Genomic DNA, 13,200 nt, shown 5'->3' on the forward strand with positions numbered 1-13,200 from the left:
CACTCACCCACCTCAGGGAACCCCAGCCGGGGAACCACTCGCTGAGCGGCAGCAAGAGATAAACCTACAGCACAACGGCCGGCAACGCAAATCGGACATCCACGAACACCACGAAAACCATTGCAAACACTGGACTCCACCGGCGTGTCGAAAACGCGGGAAAAGCGGGCAAGGAACACCATCGCGCGGCAAAAGACCGTCGGAAAAACCTCAAAACACCCCACCGCAAGCCAACATCCGGGCGTGTCGGCACTACATAAGGAACATATGAGGAATCCAGCACCGCTTTACGAAGGCAAAAATAGACCTGGCCACACTGGAAGTGACATACGCAATGAAATACACGTTGAAATACAGCGAGGGCCGCCGACTGGGGAAAGCTGGCGACCCTCGCTGTATTTCAGCTGCTATCTTCAGTTGTTATTCAGTTATTGATGTTGATCCACTAGAAGGAAACGAAATCAGGCGGAGATTTCAGCCTTGGCCTTCTTGCGATTCATGTAGCGCTTGATAGCCAGAGCCTCAAGTGCAATCACCAGAACAGCGGTCACGCCCCAAGCCACGTACATGGCGGTCTTCCAGATCGGGGTGGCGACCTTCGGCTCACCGTCTGCATACTGCCAGCTGTTGGCGGCGGTGTACAGAATGTTGTGAGCAGCGGTACGCATGGCCTTCACGGAGGTTGCGGACTTGTCGGTGATGTGGTTGGTGATCTTGGTGGTGGCCAGCATGGAATCGTTACCGTTACGAATCTCCTGATCGGCATTCTGGTAGCCGTAGCCGCCGAAATAATCGGTCAGGACGAAGCCCTTGAAGCCCCACTCGTCACGGAGCACGGTGTTCAGCAGGTTGTTAGAAGCGCCGGCATAGGTGTTGCCGATGTAGTTGAAGGAGCTCATCACGGCCTGGGCGCCGCCTTCCTTCACGCTCATCTCGAACGGCTTCAGATAGATCTCACGCATGGCCTGCTCGTTGGTCCAGGTGCAGAGCATCTCGATACGCTTGGTTTCCTGATCGTTCAGTGCGAAGTGCTTCATGAAGGAGTACACGCCCTTCTCCTTGGCACCGGCGATCTCGTTGGAAGCCATGGCACCGGAGAGCAGCGCATCCTCAGAGAAATACTCGAAGGTACGGCCGGAGAATGCGTTGCGGTGGATGTTCATGGCCGGAGCGTACCAGCCGGCAACGTGCATGTCGTGAGCCATGTCGCCGATCATCTCGCCGAACTGCTTGGCCAGATCCTTGTTCCAAGTGCAAGCGAATGCGGTGGAAGCCGGGAATCCGATAGAACCGACGCCGGTGAAGTTGTTGTTCAGCGAGGCCGGGCCGTCAGCATCGGTGAGCTGGATCTTGCCGACGGAGGAGACGGCCGGAGTGCCGTAGCCGCCATTGGCGATGAGGTTGTCCATATCGTCGAAGGTCAGCTCGTCAAGCAGCTTGTCCCAATCAGCGTCGTCATAATCCTTGCCGTACATGTCGGCCAGACGGAGACCATTCTTGGCGCCAGTGGTCGGCATTTCGTCGGAATCATCGTTGAACTGAGACGGATCGTAGTTGGTGTTGTTGTAGAAGGTTTCCTTGGCGGAGTCAGACATTTCGAAGTTGGTCGGAGCCGCAGTGGCTTCCTTGTAGTTGGCGAAATGTCCGGCACGGCTCAGGTAGGTCACATCGCCAGCGGCGTCATCGAACTGGTTGGTGGCCACGGTCTGGTCATCATTGTGGGTGTTCGAATCGGAATCGTAGGTAATGGTGTCTTCCACGGTGATCTTCTTGGAATCAATCACGGTGTGGGAGTCGGAGTTGATGGAAATGTCGTAATCGCCCTTTTCGAGCACGTACGCCTTGGCATTCTGGTAATCGTAGGAAGCCATGTCATCGTCGTCGAATTCGACGGTCACGGTCTCGGAAGCGCCCGGCTTGAGTTCTTTGGTCTTTTCGAAGCCAACCAGGTTGGTGCTGGCCTTCTCGATGCCACCTTCGGTGTACGGCGGGTTGTAGTAGACCTCGACAACGTCCTTGCCGGCAGTATCGCCGGTATTGGTGACGGTCACGTCAACGGTGACCTTGCCATCCTTGTACGTTACATCGTTGAGCTTCTGCTCGAAGGTGGTGTAGCTCAAGCCATAGCCGAACGGGAAAGCGACCATGGAATCGTAATCGATAGCGCCTTCGGTGGCTGCGGTCTCATAGAACTTGTAACCCACATAGATGCCTTCGGAGTAGTTGACGAAGCCCGGGATGGCGGTGACTTCATCACCGGTGAAGCCCTTGTACTTGGCGGCCTTGTCATCCATGTTGGTGTATTCGAACTTGCCGAAGTTGTTGTAGGACACCGACTGGGTGAGATCCTTCAGGAAGGTGTCGGAGGTCTTGCCGGACGGGTTGGTTTCGCCAGCGAGCACGTCACCAAGCGCGGAGAAGCCGGTCTGGCCCGCAGGCGGGCACCACACCACAGACTGGATCTGCGGATAGTCGTTCAGGAAGTCGAACTGGAAGGTGTTGGCGCCGTTGTACACGAGCGTGACCTTGCTGAAGTTTTTGGTGACCAGATCAAGCATGTCGCGCTCGGTCTGGCTTAGCTGCAGGAAGCTCTCGCCATCCTTGAAGTCCTCGTAATCCTTGGAGTTGTTCTCGTAGGTAATGCCTTCGGCCTTCATGTTCTTCGGCAGGTCGGCACCTTCACCGCCAACGCGGGTGAGCACCACAACGGCCTCATCAGAGAAGCTCTTCGCATCGGAGATCAAGGAATCGGAATACTGGTCGGCCGGAACCTCAGGCAGGGTCCAATCCTGAACGGACATGCCAACAACTGGGCGATCTGCACGGTAATCGGTGTACAGCTTGGTCAGGTCGGCGTTGGTTTCAAGACCAGCTTCCTTCATGCCATCAAGCAGGGAAACGGTGTCGTACTGGTCAGACATGGAGCCGGAGCCGGTGCCGCCATAAACCGGGTTGGTGGAACCCCAACCGAACACGTTGACCTTCTTGTTGCTCAACGGCAGGTTGGAATCGTCGTTCTTCAGCATGGTGATGGCTTCCGACTGCACTTCCTTGGCCAGCTCGTTGGCCTTGGAAACAGTAGCATCAGACAGCATGTACTTGGTGGCGGTCGCGTTGTTGAGCAGCGTCGACAATGGACCGGACAGCATCATGGAAACCGCGACGACAATACCGACCAGCGCCACAAGCCAAGACTCGGAGTGGATGATCTTACGGGTCGCCACTTCCTTCACCGTCTTCTTATTGACGGCAAAAGTGATGATCAGCGCGAGCACAAATATTACGCCAATCGCAATCAGGTACGGCGTCAACGAACCAATAACGTTCATGACGTCAGCCATGTTGATCTGCAGCATGGTCTGCCTCCTCCTTGATTCTCATAACCAAACGACATACAGGCCCCGATTTCCTCATCGAAACCAAAAATCACGTAACGCTGCCCCGCACCGCATGATTTTCAGAAGTGAAGACACTTCTTCATGTCGATGTTTTAATTTCACCAAAATCCGCGGAAAAAGCGTCCTGATTTTTCCCAGCCTGTCGTTTCACGCGCATAATCTGCATGCCACTTGCGCATGCAAAACCACCGTTCGCGCACATATAGTCCTGTTGCATGATTGCGTATGCAACAATATGCATTTCTCCGCAGATTGTTGTAAATCCTTGCTTATCTTACTGAATATCGTTGCTATATTGCGTAAATCTCTGTTCTTAATCGAACGTTGGATGCACGATCGCGGTTTTTATGATGATTTCGGCACACTGCGGCGAGCTGCTTCAACGGCAACTGACGCAAGGCAAGTACCATGGGTTCCATGAGCGACTTAAGCGCATTGAATCTGGAGGCGGGCAGCCTCGTTGGCGGATACACGTTGATTTCACGGCTTGGATCGGGGGCGATGGGATCGGTATGGCGCGTGCGCGATGACGGCGGACACCAGTATGCGATGAAGATCTTGCGCGATTCCCTTGCCGAGGAAGATGCATCCGGCGAACGTTCCCGCGATCAGCTGACCGCACGCGAGCGTCTGCGCAGGGAGGCTATGGCGCTGCAGAAGGTGCGTCATCCGGGCGTGTGCGGCATTGTGGATATGGAATTGGATGATGCTCTGGCCTTCATTGTGACCGAGTTGATCGAGGGCAAGAATCTGCGTGAGGATGTGCGAGCCAACGGCAGGTATGTGGGCGACGATTTGGAGCGGTTGGGGCGCAAGCTGATCGAGGCGGTGAAGGCCGTGCATGCGGCCGGTATTGTGCACCGCGATATCAAACCGACGAATGTGATGGTGTCGAATACCGGACCGGTATTGGTGGATTTCGGTATTGCCATGGGCGAGGGCGAAAGTCATGTGACGCGCACGGGTTTGGTTATGGGCACGCCGGGATTCATCGCACCGGAGATCATTGATGGCGCGGAATCCGATGAGATGAGCGACTGGTGGTCAGTGGCGAGCGTGCTGGCGTTTGCCGCTACCGGCGAGCCGGTGTTCGGTACGAAGCCGATGATGACCGTGTTGGAGCGTGCCGCTGCGGGAAGCGCGAATTTGGCCGGGCTCCCGGCGGGAACCATGGCCGCGTTCCGTTCAGCGTTGAATCCGGATCGTACGAAACGTTGCACGCCCGACGAATTGTTGCAGGCGATTGCGTTGGATGCGTTGAATCCGCAAGCTTGGGATGCTGCAGATACTGCCAGTTCAGCTGCGGGCACACCGGAGGCGATGCCCCCTTTTGCTGAATCGCCTGACAATCCACGAGAGCTTTGGCGGGCGCTGGATCACGTAACGGGCGAAGACGCCATCGGCACACGCACCTTGCCGCAATTCGTTGAGGCCACGCAGCCAATCGGAACAACCGGTATTGCTGACATAACCGATACCGTTATTGCCGATGCGCCCGATGCCGGCACCTCGGTCATGGATATCAACGCACATACCACGACGATTCCTCTTGGCACCGGCACGCGCATGCTGCCTGTTGATAGCGGAGATACCAGCGTGCTGCCGCAAGATGCACCACTGGACACACCGCAATCCACGCGGGTGATGCCGGTGCAGGATGCGTGGAATCCCACTCAAGAAGCCACGCAAATCGATCCGGCCATCAAACCGGCGTTGCAACGCATTGCCAACCAGCGACCACCGGCGGTAATACCGAATGCGTCGGTTGAAATGGCGCAAAACGTGCAGGCGCAAGACATACCAACGTCCACTATGCCAGTTATGCCGGCCACTCCGATCACGCCGACAGCCCCGGTGGCCCCGCTCAACCCGAATGCGCCGCAGCCACCGAATCCAGCCGATGTACTTCGTGGCGAGCTGTTGAGCCGAGGCACGCTCCTCTGCGCGCTCTTGGCCATTCCCGTAGCGATATTCGGCTTGTTCTCGCCTTGGCTGGCATGGGCTGCGGGCGCACTGCTGGCTTGGCTGCTCACCACCATAGGCTTCAATATGGAAGCGCAGCTGGAACGCGAGGGACGCCGTGGAGGCAGCCGCAAAGCCTCTGATTGGTTCGCACGCGCCGCCACATTGCCTTGGCATGTGCTCAAGGGGCTGGGTTATGCGGTGCCGCGCGCATTGATCATGGCTGCGATCGCCGCATTGGGATTGGCGATCGCCACAGTCGCATTGCAATTGCCGTTCACCATGGTGGATACCGCAATATTCGGATTCACGATTCCACTGCCGACTTGGATTGAAGGACCGGTTTCGCAAAGCGGCGTCGTCCAGGCTGGTTGCTGCGCCATCGGTTGGCTGGTCTCCGCCCTCACTCCGGGAGCTCTGGTGTTGCGATTGGGAGCTGGAACGCTACGTGGTCGCCCGAAATCCAGCACTCCTGCGGAATCCATATGAAATGTAGCGAAAACCAAGAATCGGCAAACGTTTGCAATCCTCAGAAAAACGTCAGACAATCGCACGTAGTATGGCAACGTAAGCTTTTACGAAATACTTCATTCAGCAATAACGCGCCCACACTACTATGGTGCGCAGCAAACGATGAAACATCGAAAGGAATGTGGATGGCCCAGAACAGTAAGGATGCGCAGAAGCGCGCCAGCCGCGCCGAGCGTAGGGCCGCTGAGGCCGCGGCCATGAAGGCCCGCGCCGAACAGATGGAAAAGGAACGCAAGCAGCAGACCATCATCGGTGCCATCGTGGTGGCCGTGCTGGTGATCCTGGTGGCGATCGGCGCGTTCACCGTGTATCACAACATGCACAAGAATGCCGAAACCCAAGCTTCCACCCAAACCGTGGAAGAGGCATACGACAAGCTGCAGAAGGCCGAGAACACGCCAAAGCTCGTCGACAACAAGGGCGGATTGCTGATTTCGAAGGATGGCTACGGCAAGTCTGTCGAAGGCGCTCCGACGGTTGCGATCTACATGGATTTCCTGTGCCCCGGTTGCGGCAATCTGCATCGTCAGCTTGATGCGGATCTGCAGAAGATGGTCGACGCCGGTCAGATCAATCTTGACTTGCATTTCATGGCGTTCATGGACAAATGGTCCACTGACGAATATTCAAGCCGTGCCGCGAATGCCGCAATCTACCTGGCCGAACATGACAGCAATCCAACGCATCTGATCACGTTCATGGAAAAAATGTACGCCGAGGATTTCCAGCCTGAGGAAAGCTCTAACTACAAGTCAGTCAGCGATGATCAGATCAAGAAGCAGATGATCGCTTCCGGCGTTTCCGAAGAGGTTGCCGACAAGGCGTTCGGCCGTGACTACCAGGATTGGCTCGACGCCATCGATGCCTATACGCCGAAGCGTTCCGAACTGTGGAACACGTCCGGAAACTACAAGGGCAGCATGACCACCCCAACGGTGACCATCAACGGCAAGTTCTGGGATATGAACCAGCTGAGCACCGCGCAGGAGACCATCAAGGAAGGTCTGCTGGAGGCCATTGGAATCAAGTCAGACGATATTGGAAAGGAAGGCGTGATGCCCTCCATCGGCTCCGACAAGGATCCGATCTCCAACACCACTGGTAAGTGATCGGCCCTCCTACTCAATCCTCATAATCGAAAAATAATAGCCCCCTACTCGCCAGCGTGCCAGCCAAAGCGCAGTTCCAAGTTGACGGCATCGGGCACGCTGGTTATGCTATTCAATCGTTGCCGTTTTTATGCATTATGCTAGAAAGCGGCACAAGCCTCCTTAGCTCAGATGGCCAGAGCGGCCGCCTTGTAAGCGGCAGGTCGTCGGTTCGATCCCGACAGGAGGCTCGAAACCCGTTTTGACGGGCTTTAACCTCTTACCATGGGTAAGTGATCCAGAAGTCTTCCCCCAACTTATGGCTTCTGGTAACCGGACAAGGCTTCCCCCAACCTGCCTCGTCCGGACAGGGGGCAGGATATCCCCTTCTCTCCTGCCCCCTTTTTCTTTATTCCTTTTCCTCAAAAATGTGGCGGTATAGATAAAACCAGCGGGAACCATGCCACTCGTCCCGATCTGACCGTTACAATGACGGCGATGTAGGCAGTCGCTGGAAAGAGGACGTATGACAAGAAGGTGGACCCCCCGGAGATTTGTGACGCTTCGGCGTGTTCGTGTGACGGCATGCGTGGTCTCATTGACGCTCGCCTCGACGCTCGCATTCGGCGTAGGCGCGCGCAAAACCGTAGCTCTGACCATCGATGGCAAAACCACCACAGTAACCACATACGCGATGAGTGTCGACCGTCTGCTGCAAGAGCGTGGCGTGAAAGTCAAAACGCATGATCTTGTGGAATCCACCAGCCCCACCAGCATGCTGAACAACCATGACGTGGTGACTGTACGAAGCGCCTACCAGACCACCATCACCATCAACGGGCAGGAAGTACCTTTCTGGACAGTGGCGACCAGCGCGGATCAGCTAATCGGCTTTTTCGAACAAAATGAAGCAGACGCAGCAAAAGTCACCGTCAATATCGACAACGTGTACAACAAACTCACCGGCGGACTGATCATCAACCAAAACGGGCCGGTCACCGTCATCGCAGACGGGCAAAGCTCCGCAGCACCAAATGGCAAACTGCCGGCGGCCTCCATTCTTGACTCCAAAGGCATCACGCTGAACAAGGAGGATCGCGTCAGCGTCGAAAAAGACAACGGCGAAACGATCCTGCGCGTCCGCCGCGTGACGCACGGCGAGGAGACACGCACGAAAGCGGTGCCATTCGGCACGCAAACCATCATCGATCCCAGTCTGCAGCCTGGCGAAGTCGTAGTCAGGCAGGAAGGCGAGGAAGGCGAAATCCAGCAAACGTACGACGTCACGTATGTGGATGGCGAGAAGGAAAGCGAGACGCTGACCAACGAAACAACCACGAAAATCGCCCTTGACCGGATCATCGCAGTAGGACCGGCAGCATCTTCCGACGATTCTGGTTCTGGTGGCGGATCCGGCAATTCCGGAGATACCGGCAATGCCGACAATTCCGGGAAAAAGGATAATTCCGGAAAGAACGATAATTCGGATAAGAACAACAATTCCGATAATTCCGACAAGAAAAACGATTCGAACAATAATTCCGATAATACGAACAATTCGGGCGACAACAATAAAGACGACAGCAAGAAAGACGATTCCGGATCAAAAACGGACCCGGATCCGACGCCAACTCCGGACCCGGCCCCCACACCGGATCCGACACCGACGCCCACCCCGACACCGCAACCTTCCGATCCTTCGGCAGGATGCCGCCTCTACCACCCTTCCCCCGCGCAGGCACAGGCCTACGCAGCCGGAGCCGCGGCGCAATATGGCTGGACCGGGCAAAACTGGACCGATCTGGTGAAACTGTGGACGCGCGAATCAAGCTGGCTGTGGTATGCGGAAAACGCATCTTCCGGAGCTTACGGCATCCCGCAATCGCTTCCAGGCAGCAAAATGGCGGCATTCGGCGCAAACTGGCGTGACGATGCGGCCGTACAGATCGACTGGGGTCTAAGCTACATCGCGCAACGATACGGCAACCCATCGAAGGCATGGGAGCATTCCGAGCAAGTCGGATGGTATTAAACAACGCCGATCGCAACAATACGCAAACGTAACAACACACACTTTTTCATACCAGTTGAACGGATAATGAGGTAATGACAGAAAACGCGAACGAAACCAACGAAACCGACGAAACTGTGCAAGGCCACCTGTTGGGGGCTGCTGACATTCGCCGTATCGCAGCCGAGGCCGGTATCAGCCCGACAAAAAAATTCGGGCAGAATTTCGTAATCGACCCGGGCACGGTTCGTCGTATCGTGCGCGAGGCGGGTGTGACCGCCGACGATCACGTGCTGGAAGTCGGACCTGGATTGGGTTCACTGACATTGGCGATTTTGGAAACCGGTGCAACGATGACCGCCGTGGAGATCGACCCGCCCGTTGCGGAACGACTGCCTGGCACCATCGCCGAATTCATGCCGGACGCGGTGGATCGTTTCCGTGTAGTCAACCGTGACGCACTGACCGTAACGCCGGAAAATCTGCCTGATTTCAATAATGACGATTCGTTCACCCTCGTAGCAAATCTGCCATACAACGTGGCCACGCCGATTCTGCTGACGTTGCTGGAACGTTTTGACAATCTCGGAACTTTTCTGGTGATGGTGCAGAAGGAAGTCGCGGACCGACTGAGTGAAAAACCCGGTTCAAAGATCTACGGCACTCCAAGCGTGAAGCTCGCATGGTACGGCACCGCGGAACGTGTGGGCATTATCGGGCGCAATGTGTTCTGGCCGGCGCCGAATGTGGATTCCGCGCTGGTGCTGTTCAAACGATACGAGGGCGGGCACACGCCTTCCGCCAACAATCCCGACGGTTCCGTGGTGGACCGCGAAACCGTGTTCCGTCTCATCGACGCCGCATTTGGGCAGCGACGCAAAACCCTGCATGCCGCGTTGAAGAAAATCGTACCTTCCGAAGCGTTTGAGCGGGCAGGCATCGATCCGACGCGACGCGGCGAGACGCTTACCATCGACGAATTCGTGGCACTGGCACGAGCCATGGGCGAGGTGCCGGAAGCATGAGCGGCAACGGCAACGCAATCAACACGGTCAGTGTGGACTGCCCGGCGAAAACGAATCTGACCTTGCACGTAGGCAAGCCACGCAGCGAATGGGGCGGCCGGCACGAGCTGGACACCATTTACTGCGCCGTCAGCGTGTACGACACCGTCACCGCCAGCCGCAAAAGACCTGGATCCGGGTTTTCACTGAACCTCGAAGGCGCCTATCTTGGCGACCTGGCCTCCTCAGGCAACGATATGCGACGCAACCACGCAGTACTTGCCCTGTTCGCTTTGGCCGAGGCGAGCGGCCATGAACCGGATGTGGCGTTGAACATCGAAAAACGCATTCCCGTCGGCGCAGGCATGGCGGGTGGTTCCGCGGATGCGGCTGCCACGATTTTGGCGTTGAACACGCTATGGAATCTTGATTGGCCCATCGAACGGTTGCAGCAGGTTGCCGCCACATTAGGCGCGGATATGCCGTTCTGTCTGACCGGAGGCTACGCGCGAGGCACAGGCTTCGGCGAGCAGATCGAACAGCTCAGCGAGTACAGCGACGACGTGCGAAATCTGACGAGACAGGGTTTTGCAGGCCGCCTGCTGGTCGGCGCATATCAGGCGGAACTGCGCACGCCGGAAGTGTATGCCATGTTCGACCAAATCGGCGCCGACCCGGGAGACAACAATCATCTGCAACAAGCGGCGATCTCACTGCACCCACGTAGCGGACAGGCGATTGACGAAGCATTGCGAGCAGGCGCAAAGCAAGCGTTCGTCTCCGGATCCGGCCCTTCCGTAATCGCATTCGTACCAACCGACGATGCCGCACACGCGGTGCAGTCGGCATGGCAGGAAAGCCGTTGCGTCGACCGCATCATCGCCACCAAGGCACCGGCCCATCCGATTGTGCATATCATCGCGTAACAGTAAGGTTGAAGTCAACAGATTTTTTGGAGAAGGACTCGTACATGACTCAGGCTAACGATGAGCGCGCCGCGCGCAAACAGTACATTCGCCGCCGTCAAAAGGTGGCGTTCACCATAACTGGCGCCATTTTGACGGTCGCATTGGTGACTTCCCTGCTGTTCTTCTTCCATGTTGGAGGATTGGGCAGGGTCAAGTCGGCTGCAGTACAACCGAATTACGGCCAGCAGGCTCCTTGCGCCACCCAGGAACAGGACGGAAGCAACGGCAAATACGTGGAGAACCGCAACATCACCGTGCGCGTGCTCAACGGCACTGAATTCTCCGGCTTCGCACAAGCCGTCAGCAGCGCGCTACAGAATCGCGAGTTCAACACCCAGGCCGCCGGCAACTACACCAGTTCCCAGGTGGAGCGCACGATGATCATCTTCGGCAAGAACGCCGTTAATCAGGCGTACACGGTGAACAGCAACTTCACCGACGCGAAAATGGTGATGGACGATCGCGAGGATATGCTGATCGACGTTGTGGTTGGCGCAACCTTCGACAATCTGCAGGATCAAAAGCAAGTGCCGACCGCCGGCAAGAAGATCGAAAGCTTCGAAGGATGCGTTACCGTCGACAAGATGGCCGACGTGCAGAAGGCCCCCGAACACGACGCCGTGTGATTTGCAGATTTTTTTGATTTGCAGATTCTTGGATTGACCTCGCGATTTTCATTTTCTGACCTCATGATTTCGATTTTTTACTGAAAATCAAGATCATGAGGTCAGTTTGCAAATCGTGAGGTCAGAAGGCGGATTATTCGGCCTGCTGTTCCTCGTACCAACGGTTCAACTCGGCAACAGCAACATCACGCTCGACCGGGCCGTTATCGAGACGATATTCCAGCATGTGCTTGTACGCCTTGCCAACCAGCGGTCCCGGTTCAATGCCGAGCAGCTGCATGATTTCGTCACCGTTCAGATCAGGGCGGATCGCGTCGAAATCCTCCTTCTCCTTCAGATCGCGCACGCGCTGTTCCATCTCGTCCATCGCCGACGAGAACACCATGGCCTTGCGCTTGTTCTGCGTGGTCGCGTCGGCACGCGTCAGGCGGTTCAAACGCTCGTACAGCGGGCCTGCGTCTTTGACGTAACGGCGGACCGCGGAATCCGTCCACGGCTCCTCCACGTATCCGTGGAAACGCAAGTGAAGGTTGACCAGTTCGCTGACGTCCTCGACCATATGATGATCGAAATGCAATGCCTTAAGGCGCTTGCGGGTCATTTTCGCGCCGACCGCATCATGATGATGGAAACTCACCTTGCCGCCCGATTCGAAACGACGCGTCTTCGGCTTGCCGATATCGTGCATGAGCGCGGCAAGACGCAACGTCAGGTCTGGAGCTGGCACAGGACCGTCCGGGCCGGTTTCGAGAGCGACAGCACGATCAATGACGATCATGGTGTGCTCGAACACGTCCTTATGACGATGATGTTCGTCGATTTCGAGCTGCAATGCCGGAATTTCCGGGAAGACGATATCCGCAAGACCGGAATCGACCAGCGCTTCGATACCTGCACGCGGTCGATCGGACAGCAGCATTTTGACCAGTTCGTCACGTACGCGCTCGGCGGAAACGATTTCGATGCGATCGACCATGTCGGTCAACGCTTCGGCGGTTTCCGGTTCGATGCGGAAGCCCAGTTGCGCCACGAAACGCACGGCGCGCATCATGCGCAGCGGATCGTCATCGAACGACTGGCGAGGATCGACCGGCGTGCGCAACACGCCCTTGGCCAAATCGTTCGCACCGCCGAACGGATCGACAAATTCCAGTTCGGGCACGCGCAATGCCATGGCGTTCACCGTGAAATCACGGCGGGAAAGATCGCCTTCCAGCGTGTCGCCATAATTAACTTCCGGCTTGCGCGAGTCGGGGTCATACGTGTCGGAACGGTAAGTCGTTACCTCAACCTGCACTTCCGTGCCATCCTCGCGACGGCGCATCGCACCCAGCGTGCCGAATTTGCGTCCCATATCCCAAAAGCCATCACGCCCAAAACGGCGCAAAATATGTTCAAACTGCTCAGGACGCGCCGACGTGCAAAAATCCAAATCATGCGATTTACGATGCAACAGCAGGTCCCGGACGGGACCTCCCACCAACGCCAATTCATAGCCTTCCGCGGCGAACATACGCCCTAATTCAATGGCCTCTGGCCACACTTCGAAGTTCACGCCATCCCTTTCCGACACCACAAGTTTCTGCCTTACTAGCATACCGTTACCCCACCT

Annotated in this window: 8 protein-coding genes and 1 tRNA gene; 7 read left to right on the forward strand and 2 right to left on the reverse strand. The window is 56.5% G+C overall.

The genetic code is table 11. The features are described from left to right. Positions 1-461: 461 nt before the first annotated feature. Positions 462-3,356 carry a glycoside hydrolase family 3 N-terminal domain-containing protein gene (locus tag NBH13_RS07065; RefSeq protein ID WP_250779414.1) on the reverse strand — a complete coding sequence of 965 codons (2,895 nt, stop codon included), beginning with the start codon at positions 3,354-3,356 and terminating at the stop codon, positions 462-464. 450 nt (positions 3,357-3,806) lie between these two features. On the opposite strand from NBH13_RS07065, the gene NBH13_RS07070 reads away from it, so the two are divergent. From NBH13_RS07070 to NBH13_RS07100, 7 genes are all read left to right on the forward strand, one after another. Then, entirely contained in the window at positions 3,807-5,849 is a 2,043-nt protein-coding gene (locus NBH13_RS07070; protein WP_144163974.1) for a serine/threonine-protein kinase, read from the forward strand. A 167-nt stretch (positions 5,850-6,016) separates the two neighbouring features. Then, positions 6,017-7,000, forward strand: coding sequence for a DsbA family protein (locus NBH13_RS07075; protein ID WP_099571570.1), 984 nt, complete (start codon positions 6,017-6,019; stop codon positions 6,998-7,000). 156 nt (positions 7,001-7,156) lie between these two features. Then, a tRNA-Thr gene (locus tag NBH13_RS07080) sits at positions 7,157-7,230 on the forward strand. Positions 7,231-7,505: 275 nt separating this feature from the next. Next, complete coding sequence (locus tag NBH13_RS07085) at positions 7,506-9,011, forward strand: aggregation-promoting factor C-terminal-like domain-containing protein (RefSeq protein ID WP_144171119.1); 1,506 nt, start codon at positions 7,506-7,508, stop codon at positions 9,009-9,011. Positions 9,012-9,085: 74 nt separating this feature from the next. After that, positions 9,086-10,015 carry a 16S rRNA (adenine(1518)-N(6)/adenine(1519)-N(6))-dimethyltransferase RsmA gene (gene rsmA / locus NBH13_RS07090; RefSeq protein WP_099571572.1) on the forward strand — a complete coding sequence of 310 codons (930 nt, stop codon included), beginning with the start codon at positions 9,086-9,088 and terminating at the stop codon, positions 10,013-10,015. Beyond that, the gene (locus NBH13_RS07095) at positions 10,012-10,920 is read left to right on the forward strand and encodes a 4-(cytidine 5'-diphospho)-2-C-methyl-D-erythritol kinase (protein WP_250779416.1); all 909 of its coding nucleotides are present in this window, start codon (positions 10,012-10,014) and stop codon (positions 10,918-10,920) included. Before rsmA ends, NBH13_RS07095 begins: the two co-directional genes overlap by 4 nt. 44 nt (positions 10,921-10,964) lie before the next feature. Continuing rightward, a complete protein-coding gene (locus NBH13_RS07100) occupies positions 10,965-11,588 on the forward strand; it encodes a LytR C-terminal domain-containing protein (protein ID WP_099571574.1) in 624 nt (207 codons plus the stop codon). A gap of 133 nt (positions 11,589-11,721) precedes the next feature. On the opposite strand, the gene NBH13_RS07105 is transcribed toward NBH13_RS07100, so the two are convergent. Beyond that, a complete protein-coding gene (locus NBH13_RS07105) occupies positions 11,722-13,143 on the reverse strand; it encodes a CCA tRNA nucleotidyltransferase (protein WP_099571665.1) in 1,422 nt (473 codons plus the stop codon). Between the last annotated feature and the right edge of the window lie 57 nt (positions 13,144-13,200).

The sequence above is a fragment of the Bifidobacterium intestinale genome (genome assembly GCF_023656765.1).
Lineage (GTDB): Bacteria > Actinomycetota > Actinomycetes > Actinomycetales > Bifidobacteriaceae > Bifidobacterium > Bifidobacterium hominis.

What these genes read in the sequence shown, in the direction of transcription:
- NBH13_RS07065 (WP_250779414.1), bottom strand. Translation starts at nt 3,356, where the DNA reads ATGCTGCAGATCAACATGGCTGACGTCATGAACGTTATTGGTTCGTTG.
- NBH13_RS07070 (WP_144163974.1), top strand. Translation starts at nt 3,807, where the DNA reads ATGGGTTCCATGAGCGACTTAAGCGCATTGAATCTGGAGGCGGGCAGC.
- NBH13_RS07075 (WP_099571570.1), top strand. Translation starts at nt 6,017, where the DNA reads ATGGCCCAGAACAGTAAGGATGCGCAGAAGCGCGCCAGCCGCGCCGAG.
- NBH13_RS07085 (WP_144171119.1), top strand. Translation starts at nt 7,506, where the DNA reads ATGACAAGAAGGTGGACCCCCCGGAGATTTGTGACGCTTCGGCGTGTT.
- rsmA (WP_099571572.1), top strand. Translation starts at nt 9,086, where the DNA reads ATGACAGAAAACGCGAACGAAACCAACGAAACCGACGAAACTGTGCAA.
- NBH13_RS07095 (WP_250779416.1), top strand. Translation starts at nt 10,012, where the DNA reads ATGAGCGGCAACGGCAACGCAATCAACACGGTCAGTGTGGACTGCCCG.
- NBH13_RS07100 (WP_099571574.1), top strand. Translation starts at nt 10,965, where the DNA reads ATGACTCAGGCTAACGATGAGCGCGCCGCGCGCAAACAGTACATTCGC.